The sequence below is a fragment of the Citrobacter sp. HN-141 genome (assembly GCF_033341895.1).
GTDB lineage: Bacteria > Pseudomonadota > Gammaproteobacteria > Enterobacterales > Enterobacteriaceae > Citrobacter.
The window spans coordinates 49,174-68,719 of sequence record NZ_JAWPBF010000018.1 but is presented as its reverse complement, the minus strand read 5'-3'; the positions used below and the strand labels follow the sequence as shown (position 1 = coordinate 68,719).

General features: G+C 51.9%; 14 protein-coding genes. 10 read left to right on the top strand and 4 right to left on the bottom strand.

What is annotated here, in order from left to right:
- Nucleotides 1–13: 13 nt before the first annotated feature.
- On the bottom strand, nt 14–1,285 hold the full coding sequence (locus tag RYZ59_RS19850) for a dicarboxylate/amino acid:cation symporter (RefSeq protein ID WP_137381552.1): 1,272 nt from the start codon (nt 1,283–1,285) through the stop codon (nt 14–16).
- Between the two features lie 406 nt (nt 1,286–1,691).
- Between RYZ59_RS19850 and tar the strand changes: the two genes are divergently transcribed.
- Genes tar through cheZ form a run of 6 tightly spaced genes read left to right on the top strand, consistent with a single transcriptional unit; the run spans nt 1,692 to nt 7,992 of the window.
- Complete coding sequence (gene tar, locus RYZ59_RS19845) at nt 1,692–3,353, top strand: methyl-accepting chemotaxis protein II (RefSeq protein ID WP_048211352.1); 1,662 nt, start codon at nt 1,692–1,694, stop codon at nt 3,351–3,353.
- A gap of 43 nt (nt 3,354–3,396) precedes the next feature.
- The gene (tap, locus tag RYZ59_RS19840) at nt 3,397–4,998 is read left to right on the top strand and encodes a methyl-accepting chemotaxis protein IV (RefSeq protein WP_202038380.1); all 1,602 of its coding nucleotides are present in this window, start codon (nt 3,397–3,399) and stop codon (nt 4,996–4,998) included.
- A gap of 19 nt (nt 4,999–5,017) precedes the next feature.
- Nucleotides 5,018–5,884, top strand: coding sequence for a protein-glutamate O-methyltransferase CheR (gene cheR, locus RYZ59_RS19835; RefSeq protein ID WP_271441777.1), 867 nt, complete (start codon nt 5,018–5,020; stop codon nt 5,882–5,884).
- Nucleotides 5,881–6,930: a protein-glutamate methylesterase/protein glutamine deamidase gene (gene cheB, locus RYZ59_RS19830; RefSeq protein ID WP_318050270.1), complete on the top strand. Its 1,050-nt coding sequence runs from the start codon at nt 5,881–5,883 to the stop codon at nt 6,928–6,930. Before cheR ends, cheB begins: the two co-directional genes overlap by 4 nt.
- Nucleotides 6,931–6,947: 17 nt before the next feature.
- Nucleotides 6,948–7,337, top strand: a complete 390-nt coding sequence (gene cheY / locus RYZ59_RS19825) for a chemotaxis response regulator CheY (protein ID WP_005127682.1) — start codon at nt 6,948–6,950, stop codon at nt 7,335–7,337.
- Between the two features lie 10 nt (nt 7,338–7,347).
- Nucleotides 7,348–7,992 carry a protein phosphatase CheZ gene (cheZ, locus tag RYZ59_RS19820; protein WP_040232409.1) on the top strand — a complete coding sequence of 215 codons (645 nt, stop codon included), beginning with the start codon at nt 7,348–7,350 and terminating at the stop codon, nt 7,990–7,992.
- Nucleotides 7,993–8,034: 42 nt separating this feature from the next.
- Here cheZ and dgt read toward each other — a convergent pair whose 3' ends face one another.
- Nucleotides 8,035–10,239, bottom strand: coding sequence for a dGTP triphosphohydrolase (gene dgt / locus RYZ59_RS19815; protein WP_318050271.1), 2,205 nt, complete (start codon nt 10,237–10,239; stop codon nt 8,035–8,037).
- Nucleotides 10,240–10,477: 238 nt separating this feature from the next.
- Here dgt and flhB point away from each other — a divergent pair, with 238 nt between their 5' ends.
- The 4 genes from flhB to RYZ59_RS19795 all read left to right on the top strand — a co-directional run bounded on the left by flhB (nt 10,478) and on the right by RYZ59_RS19795 (nt 15,559).
- Entirely contained in the window at nt 10,478–11,629 is a 1,152-nt protein-coding gene (gene flhB / locus RYZ59_RS19810) for a flagellar biosynthesis protein FlhB (protein ID WP_271441778.1), read from the top strand.
- Nucleotides 11,622–13,700: a flagellar biosynthesis protein FlhA gene (flhA, locus tag RYZ59_RS19805; RefSeq protein WP_202038384.1), complete on the top strand. Its 2,079-nt coding sequence runs from the start codon at nt 11,622–11,624 to the stop codon at nt 13,698–13,700. Before flhB ends, flhA begins: the two co-directional genes overlap by 8 nt.
- A complete protein-coding gene (gene flhe / locus RYZ59_RS19800; protein WP_137381557.1) occupies nt 13,700–14,092 on the top strand; it encodes a flagellar protein FlhE in 393 nt (130 codons plus the stop codon). The genes flhA and flhe overlap by 1 nt, the downstream gene beginning before the upstream one ends.
- Nucleotides 14,093–14,419: 327 nt before the next feature.
- Nucleotides 14,420–15,559, top strand: coding sequence for a glycoside hydrolase family 105 protein (locus RYZ59_RS19795; RefSeq protein ID WP_202039690.1), 1,140 nt, complete (start codon nt 14,420–14,422; stop codon nt 15,557–15,559).
- On the opposite strand, the gene mrdA is transcribed toward RYZ59_RS19795, so the two are convergent.
- Together mrdA and argS are read right to left on the bottom strand one after the other, a co-directional pair.
- Entirely contained in the window at nt 15,531–17,468 is a 1,938-nt protein-coding gene (gene mrdA, locus RYZ59_RS19790; RefSeq protein WP_318050272.1) for a penicillin-binding protein 2, read from the bottom strand. The two genes, RYZ59_RS19795 and mrdA, sit on opposite strands and share 29 nt — an antisense overlap.
- Nucleotides 17,469–17,740: 272 nt before the next feature.
- Entirely contained in the window at nt 17,741–19,474 is a 1,734-nt protein-coding gene (gene argS / locus RYZ59_RS19785) for an arginine--tRNA ligase (RefSeq protein ID WP_318050273.1), read from the bottom strand.
- Between the last annotated feature and the right edge of the window lie 72 nt (nt 19,475–19,546).

Sequence of the window (19,546 nt, the reverse complement as noted above, 5' to 3'; positions counted from 1 at the left end):
TGTCTTAAAAAAGTTAAGCCTTAATTTGCTCTGTGACGTTTTCTGAAGACTCGCTTTCTTCCAGTAAACCTTCATCCTGTGCCAGCATCGCCGTTGCAATCCCGTTACCCAATACGTTGATCGCTGAGCGCCCCATATCGAGGAAATGGTCGATACCCATCAGTAACAAAATTCCTGCAACCGGAATATTAAAGCTTGGGATGGTTGCCGCCAGTACCACCAGCGCAGAACGCGGCACACCGGCAATCCCTTTGGACGCCAGCATCAGGGTCAACATCAGCACGGTAATTTCCGCGAAGGAGAGGTGAATATTATAGGCCTGTGCGATAAACATAGAGGCGAACGAGCAGTAGACCATGGAACCCACCAGGTTAAATGAATAACCGATAGGCAGTACAAATGACACAATATTGGGCGAGCAACCAAATTTGGTTAATTGCTCCAGCGTTTTCGGATAAGCGGCTTCGGAGCTACTGGTGGTGAAGGCGACCAGAACCGGGTCTTTCAGCATGCTGACCAGGCGGAACACCTCTTTTTTCAGCATCACATAACCCACGGCCAGCAGGACCAGACAGGTCAGCAAAATGGCTACATAATAACCACCAATGAACGACGCGTAGTTGAGCAGAATACCCAGGCCCTGGGTGGAGATAACGGAAGAGATGGCGGCAAAAATAGCCAGCGGCGCAACATACATCACGTAGCCGGTCACCTTCAGCATAATGTGGGAGACTACATCCAGTGCGGCAACCAGCGGGGCGTTAAATTTTTCGCCGAGCGAAGCACCACCGATTCCGAAGAACATTGAGAACACGACGATTTGCAGGATCTCATTATTCGCCATCGCTTCGGCGATGCTGGTAGGAATGGTATGCGTCAGAAAACCTTTCAGGCTCATACCACCGACGGCAAGGCCGGTATCAGTGGCTTCCAGCGGGATCGCCAGGTTCAGGCCGCTGCCGGGTTGTTCGAGAGAGACCACAAACAGACCGACCAGAATAGACAGAATAGAAGAGCTGATAAACCAGATCATCGCTTTGCCGCCCACGCGCCCGATAGTTGAGGTTTCGCCCAGGCGCATAATACCCACGGTCAGGGTACTGAATACTAAAGGCGCAATCACCATCTTAATCAGGCGCAAAAAGATGTCGGTGAGCAGCGTAATATTATCGGCCCAGGCGGTAACGACGCCGGGGGAGGCATAAGAGTGGATCACCGCACCCGACAGGATACCCGCCAGCATGAAGATCACGATAAAGAGCGTGAGTTTGTTTGCATTTGCCACTAAAAAGCCCTCAGTAAGGATTTAACATTTATTGTTCGGTTACTCATTTTTTGTACTTATTAAGTGGTAACGAAGTATTCATCATATAAATTGGATTAAAGCGTAAGCGGATACAACTTTTTTTAATTTTTTATCCATTTTGTTGTGGTATTTGGTGGGCGATTATGTGATCGGTATCACGCGAAAGAGGGGCAGGGGATACAAATAGCGGCAAAATCAGGCGAGTTGAAAATGTTATTTTCATGATAATTATGATGTTTTTATGTAAATACGGTGTGGTTTCTGTGCCCCCGGTTTTCCCTCCGCCCACCGGCCTTGCTTTCCTGCTGGATTTCCTTTTTGCAAACGTAAAGTTATCTCAGTGCATGCCGATAATGTTGATAACTCGTTTTCAGGAAGGTGCCTTATGTTTAACCGTATCCGCGTTGTCACAATGCTGATGATGGTGCTGGGGGTTTTCGCACTGCTACAGCTTGTTTCCGGTGGTCTGTTGTTTTCTTCATTGCAGCAGAATCAGCAAAGTTTTGTTATTTCTAACGATCTTCGACAGCAGCAAAGCGAACTCACCTCAACATGGGATCTGATGCTGCAAACACGCATCAATTTGAGTCGTTCCTCTGCGCGCATGATGATGGATGCGTCCAACCAGCAAAGCAGCGCGAAAAATGATCTGCTGAAGAATGCGAAAGCGTCGTTGGCGCAAGCCGAAGCGCATTACGCTAATTTCAAAAAAATCACGCCGTTGCCTGATATGACGGATGCCAGCGGTAACGTCGATGAAAAATATCAGCAGTACCATGCGGCCCTGGTGGAGCTCGTCCAGTTCCTTGAAAACGGCAACATGGATGCATATTTCGCACAGCCAACTCAGGGCATGCAAAATGCCCTCGGCGCAGCGTTAGGTAAATATGCCGATGTTAGCGAGAAACTCTACCGCCAGGCCTTTGATCAAAGCGCAAGCGATTACCATTTTGCCCAATGGCAACTCGGCATTCTGGCTGTCGTGCTGGTACTGATTCTGGTGGTGGTGTGGTATGGCATTCGTCATGCCTTGCTAAACCCTTTGTCTCGCGTCATTGCGCATATCCGTGAAATTGCCAGCGGTAACTTAACCGCAACTCTGGCGGTCAGCGGTCGTAATGAAATTGGCGAGCTGGCCAGCACGGTCGATCATATGCAGCGTTCGCTAACCGAAACGGTAACCCTGGTGCGCGAAGGTTCGGATGCGATTTATTCCGGTACCAGCGAAATTGCCAGCGGTAACACCGATCTTTCATCCCGTACTGAACAACAGGCTTCCGCACTGGAAGAAACAGCAGCCAGCATGGAACAGCTGACGGCTACCGTGAAGCAAAATGCGGACAATGCGCGTCAGGCTTCTCAACTGGCGAAAAGCGCCTCCGATACCGCGCAACATGGCGGCAAAGTGGTCGATAGCGTGGTGAATACCATGCACGAAATCGCCGATAGTTCGAAGAAAATTGCCGACATTATTAGCGTTATTGATGGCATTGCATTCCAGACAAACATTCTTGCGCTGAATGCGGCGGTAGAAGCTGCGCGTGCCGGTGAACAAGGCCGTGGTTTTGCCGTCGTTGCCGGCGAAGTGCGTAACCTGGCGAGCCGCAGTGCGCAGGCAGCAAAAGAGATTAAAGCGCTAATTGAAGATTCTGTATCGCGGGTTGATACCGGTTCTGTATTGGTAGAAAGCGCCGGGGAAACCATGCATGACATCGTTAATGCGGTCACGCGTGTGACCGACATCATGGGGGAAATCGCCTCGGCATCCGATGAGCAAAGTCGAGGGATAGATCAGGTTGCGCTCGCTGTGTCTGAAATGGACCGGGTTACGCAACAGAACGCCTCGCTGGTGCAGGAGTCGGCCGCTGCCGCTGCCGCACTCGAGGAGCAGGCCAGTCGCCTGACCCAGTCGGTATCGACATTCCGCCTCGCGTCACGTCCTTCATCATCAAAGACGCGAGATACGCGACTACCTGCAACAGCAACTCCGGCGTCACAACCGCGCCAGCTAGCCACCGAACAAGATACGCATTGGGAAACATTTTGACTGACAGCTAAACCGCGGCCTGCGCCGCCTGATGGGAGCGTTGATGTTTAATCGTATTCGAATTTCGACCACGCTGTTTTTGATTTTAATCCTCTGCGGTGTTTTGCAGATTGGCAGTAATGGCTTGTCCTTCTGGGCATTTCGGGATGGTTTTCAGAACCTGAACCAGGTCGAACAGAGTAATCAGCAACGCGCTGCGCTGGCGCAAACCCGCGCTGTGTTATTACAGGCCAGTACTGCACTTAATAAAGCAGGCACGCTGACGGCTCTGAGCTATCCGCCAGAGGATATCAAAGCGCTGATGACGATTGCACAGGACAGCCTGACCCAGTCCGAATCGATATTTAAACGCTTTATGGCGACGACGCAGACGGCAGAAGAGGGGAAGGCGCTGCAAAGCGCAACCGAGAAAAGTTTCAGTCAATGGCATAGCGACCTGGTTCACCAGGCAACCTGGCTGGAAAATAATCAGCTGTCAGATTTTTTGACTGCCCCGGTGCAGGCTTCACAGGATGCCTTTGATGCAAACTTTACGGCGTGGCAGAACAACATCAACCAGGTATTGCAAAAAGCAGAGGACCACAGCCAGCGTAGTTACCATATGTCCGGGGTGATTTTCGCTACCATGCTGGTACTGGCGGCGCTACTAACGACCGCAGCGCTGTACTGGTCGCGCAAAATGATTGTGCAGCCGCTGGCTATCATCGGTAGCCATTTCGACAGCATTGCGGCGGGTAATCTGGCGCGACCGATAGCGGTATATGGCCGTAATGAGATTTCAGCCATTTTTGCCAGCCTGCAAGCGATGCAACAAGCACTGCGTGAGACGGTCAGCGAGGTACGCCAGGGGAGCTCGGCAATGCATACCGGGATCTCGGAAATCGCGATGGGTAATAACGACCTGTCCTCGCGAACTGAACAGCAGGCGGCATCGCTGGCGCAAACGGCAGCCAGTATGGAACAGCTTACCGCCACCGTGGGGCAAAATGCGGATAACGCGCGACAAGCCTCAGGCATTGCCAAAAGTGCGGCCGACACGGCGCATAAAGGAGGGGAACAGACGGCTAAGGTTGCCAGCACTATGCATGAGATTTCTGCCAGCTCGCAGAAGATAGGTGACATCACCAGTGTGATTGACAGCATCGCTTTCCAGACCAACATCCTGGCGTTAAACGCTGCGGTAGAAGCGGCCCGTGCCGGTGAGCAGGGGCGCGGTTTCGCCGTGGTCGCCGGAGAGGTCCGCAATCTGGCAAGCCGTAGCGCGCAGGCAGCGAAAGAAATTAAAGGGCTGATCGAAGAGTCCGTCACCCGCGTTCACCAGGGATCGCAACTGGTGGATATGGCGGCGCGCACGATGACAGAGATTGTTAGCTCGGTTACCCGGGTTAACGACATCATGGGGGAGATTGCCTCGGCCTCCGATGAACAACGCAGAGGCATTGAGCAGGTGGCGCAAGCCGTCAGCCAGATGGATTCTGTCACACAGCAGAACGCCGGGCTGGTGGAAGAAGCGGCAGCCGCCACTGAGCAGTTAGCTACCCAGGCAGATAATCTTTCCGCCTGTGTCGCCTTTTTTAAGCTTGAAGAGCAAACCGTAACACAACAAGAATTGGCGCAGCCGCAGGTTGTGCCCGTTGTATCCTGAATGTGATTGAGAAGGCGCTATGACATCATCTCTGCCCTCCGGGCAAACGTCATTATTGTTACAGATGACACAGCGCCTCGCGCTGTCTGACGCGCATTTTCGTCGGATATGTCAATTAATCTACCAGCGCGCGGGGATCGTGCTGGCCGACCACAAGCGGGACATGGTCTATAACCGCCTGGTTCGCCGGTTGCGTACCCTGGGACTGGATGATTTTGGTCGCTATCTCAGCATGCTGGAAGCCAACCAGAACAGTGCTGAGTGGCAGGCTTTTATTAACTCCCTGACCACCAACCTGACCGCTTTTTTTCGCGAAGGGCATCACTTTCCGGTGCTGTCTGACCACGCCCGTCGACGCAGCGGTGAATATCGCGTCTGGAGCGCGGCAGCGTCTACCGGAGAAGAACCTTACAGTATTGCGATTACGCTGGCCGATACCCTGGGTATGGCGCCGGGTCGCTGGCGTGTTTTTGCCAGCGACATTGATACTGAGGTGTTGGAAAAGGCAAGAAGCGGTATTTACCGTCTTGACGAGCTAAAAACGTTGTCGCCACAACAGCTGCAACGTTATTTCATGCGCGGTACCGGGCCTCATGAAGGGCTGGTGCGCGTACGGCAGGAACTGGCAAGCCATGTTGAGTTTTCCAGCGTGAATTTACTGGACAAAAAATACAACGTGCCAGGCCCGTTCGACGCCATATTCTGTCGTAACGTCATGATCTATTTTGACAAAACGACTCAGCAGGACATTTTGCACCGTTTTGTTCCACTCCTTAAACCTGACGGACTGCTGTTTGCCGGTCATTCAGAAAACTTTAGCAACCTCGTGCGCGAGTTTAGCCTGCGCGGGCAGACGGTGTATGCGCTAGGTAAGGATAAAGCATGAGTAAAATCAGGGTATTGTCGGTTGATGATTCTGCATTGATGCGTCAAATCATGACCGAGATTATTAACAGCCACAGCGATATGGAGATGGTTGCCACAGCGCCTGATCCTTTGGTTGCGCGGGATCTTATCAAAAAATTTAATCCCGACGTTCTGACGCTGGATGTTGAAATGCCGCGCATGGACGGCCTCGATTTTCTTGAAAAGCTGATGCGTCTGCGTCCGATGCCCGTGGTGATGGTCTCTTCACTGACTGGCAAAGGTTCTGAGGTCACGCTGCGGGCCCTGGAACTGGGGGCGATTGACTTTGTCACCAAGCCTCAGTTGGGGATCCGCGAAGGAATGCTGGCATATAGCGAGATGATTGCGGAGAAAATCCGCACGGCATCGCGCGCAAAACTGGCTGCCCACAAACCTATGGCAGCGCCAGCGACCTTGAAGGCGGGGCCGTTACTCAGTTCGGAAAAACTGCTGGTCATCGGCGCATCAACCGGAGGAACAGAGGCAATTCGTCATGTACTCCAGCCATTGCCGCTTTCAAGTCCCGGTATTCTTATTACCCAGCATATGCCGCCAGGATTTACCCGTTCGTTCGCCGAACGTCTGAACAAACTGTGTCAGATAACCGTGAAAGAGGCAGAAGACGGAGAACGTGTGCTTCCAGGGCATGCGTATATCGCTCCTGGCGACAGGCATATGGAACTGGCGCGTAGCGGGGCGAACTACCAGATCAAAATTCATGATGGCCCGCCGGTTAACCGGCATCGGCCTTCAGTGGATGTGCTGTTCCATTCGGTGGCGAAACATGCGGGGCGCAATGCCGTCGGGGTGATCCTGACCGGTATGGGCAACGATGGGGCTGCCGGAATGTTAGCGATGAACCAGGCTGGCGCCTGGACCATTGCGCAAAACGAAGCAAGTTGTGTGGTGTTCGGCATGCCGCGCGAGGCCATCAATATGGGTGGCGTAAGCGAAGTGGTCGATCTTAGCCAGGTAAGCCAGCAAATGCTGGCGAAAATCAGTGCCGGACAGGCAATACGTATTTGAATCAGGAGTTTATTTTTATGGCGGATAAAGAGCTTAGGTTTTTGGTTGTGGATGACTTTTCCACCATGCGTCGCATTGTGCGCAACCTGCTGAAGGAACTGGGATTTAACAACGTTGAAGAAGCTGAAGATGGTGTGGACGCGTTGAACAAACTGCAGGCAGGGGGATTCGGATTTGTGATTTCCGACTGGAACATGCCTAACATGGACGGTCTTGAACTGCTGAAAACCATTCGTGCAGACGGCAGTATGTCTGCCCTGCCGGTGCTGATGGTGACGGCAGAAGCGAAGAAAGAAAACATTATTGCGGCAGCACAGGCGGGTGCCAGTGGTTATGTTGTAAAACCGTTCACCGCGGCGACGCTGGAAGAAAAACTCAATAAGATCTTTGAGAAACTGGGCATGTGAGGATGTGATGATGATGCAACCACAAATTAAACCTGTTGACGAACACTCGGCAGGGGACATCATTGCGCGCATCGGTAGTTTGACCCGAATGCTGCGCGACAGCCTGCGTGAACTGGGGCTGGATCAGGCCATTGCCGAAGCGGCGGAAGCCATTCCCGACGCGCGCGATCGCCTGGACTACGTTGTACAAATGACTGCACAGGCGGCAGAGCGTGCGCTGAACAGCGTAGAAGCTTCACAGCCGCACCAGGATGCCATGGAAAAAGGGGCAAAAGACCTGACCAAACGCTGGGATGAATGGTTCGAAAATCCGATTGAACTGTCCGATGCCCGTGAACTGGTCACTGATACCCGCCAGTTCCTTGGTGATGTCCCCGGTCATACCAGCTTTACCAATGCCCAATTACTGGACATCATGATGGCGCAGGATTTCCAGGATCTCACCGGTCAGGTTATCAAACGCATGATGGATGTTATCCAGGAGATTGAGCGTCAACTGCTGATGGTGCTGCTGGAAAACATTCCGGAGCAGGGCGCCCGACCAAAACGCGAGAACGAAAGTTTGCTGAATGGTCCGCAGGTTGACACCTCTAAAGCTGGCGTAGTGGCAAGCCAGGATCAGGTCGACGACCTGCTGGATAGCCTCGGTTTCTGATGACATAAGCCCCCAGATTTGGGGGCTTATTGTTTGACTGGATTACTGATTAAGCTTCGTGTCACGCCCATACCTGGAATCAAAGAGAGACGCTTTAAGGCGCTGCAGTTCGCCTTCGCTGAACGAGTGCTTCTGGTAGCTGTGATATTCGTACCGCCTTAGGGAATCACTGCTGTACGTCTGCAAGGCTTGTCGGAGGTATTCACAAATCTGTGGTCCAAGAATCTCGACGTGTTTGTTATAGATTGTGCGCAGGATCCTGATGACAGAACCCAACTCATTTGGCGTATCTTTCAACACCAGTTCCAGCCGACGGCGTTGCAGATCCTGTAAATAACGTTCAGTGCTGATGACCTTTTTTCGCTTTACGTCATAGAGAACGGAGTCCCAGGACATTAGCGTTGTTTTCAACAGACTGTCAGTATTTTCGTACTTCACTTTCTGGGTCTTGAATGCCCAAGTATCCTGGATGCACCAGATATCAAAATCCAGCCCATTGTAATGAAAGCGTATTCCGCCCATTTTGTTGACGGTGAATTGATGAATCGGCAAAGCATATAACGCATTCATCAGCTCCTGACGAGACCAGTCAATGACCAAATCTATATCGGATGTGAAGCCATCAGGCCCATAGAGCCCAATGTCACGAACCATACCACCGAAAATCCACGCCTGCGTCTGAACGACCAGAGCATCGATTAATGCTCTGGCTTTTTTGCGCTCATCACTGGAGTCGAAAAAATCTTCGACTCCAGTGATGAGCGTTGATGAGTGTGTACGACTTTCGTATTCATAGAGCGATTTTAGCTCATCGTGAAGACGCATTAAATAGCTATCCGTCATTCCCGCAATGGCGTCAGTAAGAAGCTGAGCTTCTTTGTAGAGAACAGGAAGGTTGTTATCTGGATCTTCGAAAACACGGCGATAGTTTTCAGAGATTCGCCCATACGCGTAGCGCCCAAATGGCGAATCTGATTTGTGTTCATCGCGAGGATCTACGGCGCTGGTTTTTTCTTCTTCTCGTTCCCGTTTGGTTTTATGACCATGAATACCGACCCACAACATATCCATCAGGTTTTGGATATAGTTTGAACCCTTAAGCTCAAGTTCAAGAACGGTGCGATGACGATAACCGCGTGTTCTGTCGAACTCTTTTAACGCATCGCAGAGTTGGCATCCCTTACTGTGGGACATTAGATCTTTAAAATGACAATCCTCTGACAGCAATGTCAGTTGGTTTTCGCAGAAGGCCAGTACGATGCCATTAATCAGCTCGCTTGTCGCAAAAACTCTAAACATTTGCATGCTTAAATCATTGACTTCATAAGGAGATAGTGCATTTCGTTTAGATTCCCAATCTTTGTTTTTCTTTTCCGTTGCCGCAATGACTTTTGCTGTGATCTCGTCAGCCCCATTTCTGGACTTTAGGAAGTCGATAAGATCCTGATAGGAGGCGAAGCCCTTTTTAACAGTATCTTCGGCATCCAGCACGGAGTATGCAATGTCATCACACGCCTCCATAAGATAAGTGAAAGGATGGCGACAGCCCTCGTCGGAATTTGTCGGGTTTAATCCGGTTTTATCCCAGATATCACGTATAACTTCTTTTTCGGAAAAAAAGTAACCGTGTTTTTTCCATTTATCGGAAGATCCATATGACGCACGAGGATATTTAATCAGAGCCGCTAAAGCCGCGTACGTTAGATTCAAACCAAAACTGTCGTTAATAATTTGTAGCTTGGTAACCAGACGAAGAGTCTGAGAATTACCATCAAACTCCATGAAATCAGAGAAGATTTCTTTGTTTTCCTCACTTTCTGCTAATTTAGTTAGATTCCGGGTAAACCACGTGCGGATCGCTGCTTCACCCTGATGGCCGAATGGGGGGTTGCCTAAATCATGTGCTAGCCCTATTGCCGCTAGCAGCGCGGGAACATCCCGTTCGACACATATCCCTTTAGGTAACTCACCAAAGATTTCTTTTTTCATATCAAATGCCAGTCTCATGCCAATTCCTCTGGCAAAATTAGCCACCTCATGGGAGTGGGTGAGGCGAGTACGAATACTGTCATTTTCTTCGAGGGGAAAAACCTGCGTTTTGTCGGCGAGACGGCGAGTAGGTGCTGCGAAAAGTAAGCGATCGTAATCACGCTCGATTTCTTGCCTACCCTGAGCGAGAGATGATGAACAAGAATGCTGTGGTTTTGGTTTTCGTCGTTTATCGTTAAGCAATGATTGCCATTCCATGCGTAAATCCTCTTTGACTAAAATTGAATGTTTAGCAAACTAGCAAATTGCCGAAAGTGATTCTATGGGTCAAAAGGCTATATTTAAGGATTGGAAACAGCCTCGTAGAAAAAGTGCAATCACTCCCCTTATTTTCCTTAAAGCCATAAATCCCGTCTTTTTTACCCCTTACTCTCCCCATTGTTGCATGGCTGTTCTGGCATCATTCACGCCTATATCTCTATCCAGGGTCTGATGCGTGGCAGAAGAAAGCGACGACGACAAAACAGAAGCCCCCACACCCCACCGACTTGAAAAAGCACGGGAAGAAGGGCAGATACCCCGATCCAAGGAGCTAACCTCACTGCTTATTTTGTTGGTGGGCGTGTGCATTATCTGGATTGGTGGGGAGTCGCTCGCCCGTAGGTTAGCAGGCATGCTGTCAACCGGATTACGCTTTGACCACAGTATGGTCAATGACCCTAACCTGATCCTGAGTCAAATCATTCTGTTGATTAAAGACGCCATGATTGCGTTGTTGCCGCTGATTACCGGGGTTGTGCTGGTGGCATTGATCTCCCCGGTGATGCTTGGCGGCTTGATCTTCAGCGGTAAATCGCTGCAACCCAAATTCTCAAAGCTGAATCCGTTACCGGGTATTAAGCGTATGTTCTCGGCGCAAACCGGGGCGGAACTGCTCAAAGCCATATTGAAATCCACATTGGTGGGTAGCGTGGCGGGCTTCTACCTCTGGCATAACTGGCCGGAGATGATGCGCCTGATGGCCGAATCCCCGATTACGGCGATGGGTAATGCGCTGGATTTAGTCGGTATGTGCGCATTACTGGTGGTGCTTGGCGTCATTCCGATGGTGGGGTTTGACGTCTTTTTCCAGATTTATAGCCACGTAAAAAAACTGCGGATGTCGCGTCAGGATATCCGTGACGAATTTAAACAAAGCGAAGGTGATCCGCACGTTAAGGGCAAAATTCGCCAGATGCAGCGTGCGGCCGCACAGCGCCGCATGATGGCAGATGTGCCGAAGGCGGATGTTATTGTGACCAACCCTACGCACTATTCGGTTGCCTTGCAGTACGACGAAAACAAAATGAGCGCGCCAAAAGTTGTGGCTAAAGGGGCCGGACTGGTGGCATTGCGTATTCGAGAGATTGGCGCGGAGCACCGTGTCCCAACGTTAGAAGCTCCGCCGCTGGCGCGTGCGTTATATCGCCATGCTGAGATCGGTCAGCAAATACCTGGCCAATTGTATGCCGCCGTTGCCGAAGTGTTGGCATGGGTATGGCAGCTAAAACGCTGGCGTCTGGCTGGCGGCACGCCGCCACCACAACCTGGAAACCTTCCGGTGCCTGAAGCACTGGATTTTATGAACGAGAAGAATACTGATGGCTAATCTGGTCGCGATGCTGCGTCTGCCCGGCAACCTGAAATCCACGCAATGGCAAATTCTTGCCGGGCCGATCCTCATTCTGCTGATCCTGTCGATGATGGTGCTGCCGCTTCCGGCCTTCATCCTCGATTTACTGTTCACCTTTAACATTGCGCTGTCGATCATGGTGCTGTTGGTGGCGATGTTCACCCAGCGCACGCTTGAATTCGCCGCATTCCCAACGATTCTGCTGTTCACCACCTTGTTGCGCCTGGCACTGAACGTCGCGTCAACGCGTATCATATTGATGGAAGGACATACCGGCGCCGCGGCGGCAGGTAAAGTGGTGGAAGCCTTTGGTCACTTCCTGGTTGGCGGTAACTTTGCCATCGGTATCGTGGTCTTCGTCATTCTCGTCATCATCAACTTTATGGTTATCACCAAAGGTGCGGGACGTATCGCGGAAGTGGGTGCGCGCTTCGTGCTGGACGGGATGCCGGGTAAACAGATGGCGATTGACGCCGATCTGAATGCGGGATTGATTGGTGAAGATGAGGCCAAAAAACGCCGTTCTGAAGTGACACAGGAAGCCGATTTTTACGGCTCCATGGACGGTGCGAGTAAATTTGTTCGTGGGGATGCCATCGCCGGTATTCTGATCATGGTCATCAACGTGGTGGGCGGCTTGCTGGTTGGGGTGTTGCAGCACGGTATGAGTATGGGCAGCGCGGCAGAAAGCTATACCCTGCTGACCATTGGTGACGGGCTGGTAGCACAGATCCCTGCGCTGGTAATCTCAACGGCGGCGGGGGTTATCGTAACCCGCGTGAGTACCGATCAGGACGTGGGTGAACAGATGGTCACCCAGTTGTTCAGCAACCCAAGAGTCATGCTGCTTAGTGCGGCGGTCCTCGGTTTACTGGGGCTGGTACCGGGAATGCCAAACCTGGTATTTCTGATGTTTACCGCGGCATTGCTGGGGCTGGCCTGGTGGATGCGCGGACGCGAGCAAAAAGCACCTGAAGAAGCTCAGCCGGTGAAAATGCCGGAAAATAACTCGGTGGTAGAAGCTACGTGGAGTGATGTACAGCTGGAAGACACGCTGGGAATGGAGGTTGGGTATCGCCTGATTCCGATGGTGGATTTCCAACAGGACGGCGAATTGCTGGGGCGTATTCGCAGCATTCGTAAGAAATTTGCCCAGGATATGGGGTTTCTGCCGCCAGTGGTACACATTCGCGACAATATGGATCTGCAACCTGCCCGCTATCGTATTCTGATGAAAGGCGTCGAGATTGGGAGTGGTGATGCTTACCCTGGGCGCTGGCTGGCTATCAACCCGGGTACCGCGGCCGGATCGCTACCAGGGGAGAAAACGGTTGATCCTGCTTTTGGCCTGGATGCTATCTGGATTGAAAGCGCACTAAAAGAGCAGGCGCAAATTCAGGGCTTCACCGTTGTTGAAGCCAGTACGGTGGTTGCCACACATCTGAACCATCTGATTGGCCAGTTTGCCGCAGAGCTGTTTGGTCGCCAGGAGGCGCAACAGCTGTTGGATCGTGTTTCACAAGAGATGCCAAAACTGACAGAAGATCTGGTGCCGGGTGTGGTCACGCTGACCACACTGCACAAAGTGCTGCAGAACCTGCTGGATGAAAAAGTCCCTATTCGTGATATGCGCACCATTCTTGAAACGTTGGCGGAACATGCCCCGTTACAGAATGATCCGCATGAACTTACTGCAGTGGTGCGTGTGGCGCTTGGACGGGCGATTACTCAGCAGTGGTTCCCGGGTAACGAGGAAGTTCAGGTTATCGGACTCGACACGCCGCTTGAGCGCCTGTTGTTACAGGCGTTACAGGGCGGTGGGGGCCTTGAGCCTGGTCTGGCAGACCGGTTGCTGGCGCAGACGCAGGAAGCACTGTCGCGTCAGGAAATGTTGGGTGCGCCGCCCGTATTGCTGGTGAATCATGCGCTGCGACCTCTCCTGGCGCGTTTTTTACGCCGCAGTATTCCGCAGTTGGTGGTGTTGTCGAATATGGAGCTTTCCGATAACCGCCATATCCGTATGACTGCGACCATTGGAGGTAAATAATGCGTAAATTTCTTTGGCTGTTGCTTTTTCCACTGGCGGTACAGGCCGCCGGGGAAGGGACATGGCAGGCAAGCGGTATGGGGATTACCTTAAATTATCGTGGGGAGTCGGCTTCATCTTCGCCTTTGGTTCCCAGCCAGCCTGTTTCCGGCTTGATGACGCTGGTCGCCTGGCGCTATGAATTAAATGGGCCTACGCCTGCGGGGTTACGTGTGCGCTTATGCTCTCAATCCCGTTGTGTCGAACTGGATGGACAAAGCGGTACCACCAATGGCTTCAATAGTGTCCCTGCGATTGAACCCATGCATTTCGTTTGGGAAGTGCCTGGTGGCGGTCGCCTGATCCCTGCCTTGCAGGTTCAGAGCAATCAGGTGATTGTGAACTACCGTTAATTCCCTTCTTTACGTCGGCCAGCAGGCGAAACTGCTGGCTACCTCGCAGTTCTGTTCGACCACCCCAATTAAAAAGAAACGCTGTTTTATAAAATCAGTGACCTGTGTTATCGGACTCTTTGTGCTATTGCCATTTCGCAAAAACCCCTGGCAGAAACAAAAAGGTTTCCCCTGCGGTTAGCTTTTACTGTGACCCGGTAATGATGCCCCATGTTTACGCATCACTTTAGGGTAACAACACAGGGTTATCCGAATCGTAATAAACCTGCCGCGCCGAAACTGGAACAGGGCGCAGCATTGAATTCGACACTGACAGAGGTTAAGGAAATGATTGTTTACCCGGTTAAACACAGTCCATTGTTGCGTCAACCAGAACATTTTATTGCCAGGGATGAATTAAAAACGCTCATTAAAAAGGTGACGCATAACCTGGTCAATATTCATGATGAAACGGGCGAGTTCTTGCTGCGACTGGATGACGGACGTGTTATTGATACCAAAGGCTGGGCCGGATGGGAGTGGACTCACGGCGTCGGCCTGTATGGAATGTATCAGTATTATCAGCAAACCGGTGATGAGACGATGCGCGACATTATCGATAGCTGGTTTGCCGAACGCTTTGCCGAGGGGGCGACGACCAAAAACGTCAACACGATGGCCCCGTTTTTAACGCTGGCATATCGCTATGAAGAAACGCGTAATCCGGCGTATCTGCCCTGGCTTGATGCCTGGGCTGAGTGGGCCATGCATCAGATGCCCCGCACCGAGTTTGGCGGTATGCAGCACATCACGCTGGCAGAAGAAAATCATCAACAGATGTGGGATGACACGCTGATGATGACGGTGCTGCCTCTGGCGAAAATTGGCACGTTGCTCAATCGTCCTGAGTATATCGAAGAGGCCACGTATCAGTTTCTGCTGCATGTACAAAATCTGATGGATAAGGAAACGGGGCTGTGGTTCCACGGCTGGAGCTATGTGGGGCGGCATAACTTCGCGAACGCACGCTGGGCACGAGGTAATAGTTGGCTTACGATGGTTATCCCGGACTTCCTTGAACTTATCGATTTGCCGGCAAACAGCGCCGTGCATCGTTATCTGGTGCAGGTTCTCAATGCGCAAATTGCAGCCCTGGCGGAATGTCAGGATGAGAGCGGATTGTGGCACACCTTACTGGACGATCCTCAGTCATATCTGGAAGCCTCCGCAACGGCTGGATTCGCTTACGGTATTCTCAAAGCGGTGCGTAAACGCTATGTCGGTCAGGAATATGCGGGGGTGGCGGAGAAAGCTATCAGAGGTATTGTGCAACACATTTCCCCGGAAGGGGAGTTGCTACAAACCTCGTTTGGCACCGGCATGGGGCACAATCTCGATTTCTACCACAACATCCCACTCACCTCTATGCCTTACGGACAGGCCATGGCCATGCTGTGCCTCACCGAATACTTGCGTAAGTACTATTAATCGTGTTGTTCACTGATGCGGTGCTGACCGGGCCAGATTGTTCTGCGGCATCGGGTTGCCCGGTGTTGTCCTGCGGCGCAAACAGATGATCCATGATTTGGCGCATGACCGGCGCGGCGGTAACCCCGTCGCTGCCGCCGTTTTCCAGAATCAATGCGATGGCGACTTTTGGATTCTTGTACGGCGCAAATGCGGTATAGAACACGTGGTCGCGCAGTCGGATGGGGATCATCTTCGCATTGTAAGTCTGGTTTTCTTTCAGGCTAAAGACTTGTGATGTTCCGCTTTTGGCCGCGATGCCATAAGGTGCTGTATGGAAAAATTTATACCCGGTACCGTTAGGTGCATTCGCCATGCCGAACATGGCCTGGCGTACCAGGCTCCAGTACGGTGATGAGGCTGAGGCTATTTGCGCGGGTGCCTCCGGTGCCTGATAGGGTGTGATTGATTTGCCGCTTTCTTCATCCTGTAGCAGATGAGGGGCAATAACTTTCCCGTTGTTAATCAGTGCGACCATCGCTTTTACCATCTGAATTGGCGTGGCAATCCAGTAACCCTGGCCGATGCCGACCGAAATGGTGTCACCCTGGTACCAGGCTTTTTTATGCACCCGTTGTTTCCAGTCGCGGCTTGGCAGCAGACCGTTGTACTCTTCATCAAGATCGATACCGGTAGGTTTGCCGTAGCCAAACTGGCTAAGCATGCTGTTAATACGGTCGATCCCCATCATGTACGCCACCTGATAGAAGAACGTATCCGCGGATTCTTCAATCGCTTTGGTCACATCCAGCATGCCGTGTCCTGTTTTTTTCCAGTCGCGGTAATGCCGTTCGGTGCCGGGGAGTGTCCATGTCGGGGCACCAAAGAAGCTGGTTTGTGGTGTGATCACCCCGTTTAATAAGGCTGACATCGCCATGTACGGTTTTACCGTTGAGGCAGGAGGATATAACCCCTGGGTGACGCGGTTAATTAATGGCAGGTCTTTATCCTGCAACAGCGTGTTGTAATCCTGGTAGCTGATGCCTTTTACAAACGGGTTCGGATCGTAGCTGGGGTTTGAGACCATTGCCAGCACGGAGCCATCGTGGGGATCTTCCACCAGCACCGCGGCGCGTTGTCCCACCAGCAGGCTTTCAATGTATTCCTGTAAGTGTAAATCCAGCGTCAGATGGATATCTTTGCCGGCAACAGGGGGGACGTCTTTAATCAAACGTACAATACGCCCGTGATTATCAACTTCCACTTCCTGATAACCCGTTTTACCGTGCAGGTCATTCTCGTAGTAGTGCTCAATACCCTGTTTACCGATGTTGTGATCGGCGGCGTAGTTCTCTGCCAGCCCTTTTTTATCCAGTGCTTTCAGATCGCTATCGTTGATTTTTGATACGTAACCAAGTACATGTGCCAGCTCCGCCCCATAAGGATACTGGCGATCTTCGTAGCTATTGATGGTCACGCCGCTGAAATGGAACTGGTTCACAGAGAAACGGGCAATTTCTACATCGGTCAGCGCATTTTTAAGTACTACCGGGCGATAGCGGCTGCTGGCCTTCAGTTCATGGCGAAACTGGTCAATATCATCTGGCGTGAGGTCAACAATCGGCGTGAGTTGCTTCAGCAGGGCGTCCATATCGCTGATTTTATACGGCGTAACAGAAATGTCGTACCAGGTGACATTTTGTACCAGTGGAATGCCGTTGCGATCGTAAATGATACCGCGCGTTGGGGCGACGGGCAGCATTTTGATGTCGTTTGCATCCGATCGGGTGGTGTAATACTGGTGTTGACGGATTTGTAAGTTGTAGAGGTTATAAATCAGGATGCCAAAACAGATGACGACCAGGCCAAAGGCCACCATTACACGCCGCTGGAAAAGTTTTTCTTCCGCCTCAAAATCTCTGAATGTCATTGACCCGTACCCGATTAATTCGCCGCCTCATGATACGGAGGCGTAAACGGGATGACAGGCAAAAAATGTACCATCCCTCAACGGAAATGTGTCATTCCTTGTGAGTTGTTACAAATTGATGCTATCAGTAGGCCGGATAAGGCGTTTACGCCGCCATCCGGCAAGGTGCGTCTGACCGCCAGATGGTGCTTCGCTTATCAGGCCTGTGAGGTTAGGTAAGGCCATAATAAAAAGCCCGCGACAGGCGCGGGCTTAAGTATCAATCTGGACGATTACATACGTTCTACGGTTTCGATACCCAGCGTATCCAGACCCAGTTTCAGCGTTTTCGCCGTCAGTTGCGCCAGCTTCAGACGGCTGTTACGAATCTCTTCGTTTTCAGCGCTGAGGATCGGGCAGTGTTCGTAGAAGCCAGAGAACAGGCCGGCAACGTCGTACAGATAAGCGCACATCACGTGCGGCGTACCTTCACGTGCTACAACGGTCAGCGTTTCTTCGAACTGCAGCAGGCGGGCGGCCAGCTGAGCTTCGCGATCTTCGCTGATAATAACCTGTGCGCTGGCCAGCGCGTTTTCGTCGATATCCGCTTTACGGAACACGGACAGTACGCGGGTGTAGGCATACTGCATATACGGTGCCGTATTGCCTTCGAACGCCAGCATGTTGTCCCAGTCGAAGATATAGTCGGTGGTACGGTTTTTCGACAGATCCGCATATTTCACCGCACCGATACCAACGGCATTCGCCAGTTTTTCCAGCTCATCAGCAGGCATGTCCGGGTTCTTCTCGGCCACCAGACGACGCGCTCGTTCCAGTGCTTCATCCAGCAGGTCGGCCAGTTTTACGGTACCGCCAGCGCGAGTTTTGAACGGCTTACCGTCTTTACCCAGCATCATACCGAACATATGGTGTTCCAGCGGCACGGAGTCCGGCACATAACCGGCTTTACGCACGATAGTCCATGCCTGCATTAAATGCTGATGCTGACGGGAGTCGATGTAATAGAGGACGCGGTCGGCGTGCAGCGTTTCGTAACGATACTTCGCACAGGCTATATCGGTCGTGGTGTAGAGATAGCCGCCATCTTTCTTCTGAATGATGACGCCCATTGGTTCACCTTCCTTGTTTTTATACTCATCAAGGAATACAACGGTAGCGCCTTCGCTCTCAACAGCCAGACCTTTGGCTTTCAGATCAGCAACAATGCCCGGTAGCATCGGGTTGTACAGGCTTTCGCCCATCACGTCGTCACGGGTCAGCGTCACGTTCAGACGGTCATAGGTTAACTGGTTCTGCGACATCGTGATGTCGACGAGCTTGCGCCACATCTCGCGGAAATATTCGTCGCCGCCCTGCAGTTTCACCACATAGCTACGGGCGCGCTCGGCGAAGGCTTCATCTTCGTCGTAGTGTTTTTTCGCATCGCGGTAGAAACCTTCCAGGTCTGCCAGCGCCATTTCTCCGGCATTTTCCTGCTGCTGTTTTTCCAGCCATGCGATCAGCATACCGAACTGAGTACCCCAGTCGCCGACGTGGTTGGCGCGGATCACCTTATGGCCGAGAAACTCCAGCGTACGTACCGCGGCGTCACCGATGATGGTGGAACGCAGGTGACCCACGTGCATCTCTTTCGCCACGTTAGGTGCGGAGTAGTCAACAACAACCGTTTGTTTAGCCGGTTGAGTAACGCCCAGACGATCGGAGGTCAGCGCCTGCTGAACGTGCTGCGCGAGGAATGCCGGATCGAGAAAAATGTTGATAAAGCCTGGGCCTGCAATTTCAACTTTGCTGGCAATCCCGTTGAGATCCAGATGAGTCAGCACCTGCTCTGCCAGTTGTCGCGGCGCCATACCCAGTTTTTTAGCAACTGCCATCATGCCGTTGGCCTGATAGTCGCCGAACTGTACTTTTGCTGACTGACGAACCTGCGGTTCGCAATCTGCAGGTGCGCCTGCAGCAATCATGGCCTGACTAACTTTTTCTGAGAGAAGAGCCTGAATATTCACCGGAATACCTTACATTTATGAAGCGGGACAAAATTCACCGCGCCAGTTTAAGAATTTAGGGCGGGAGTATAC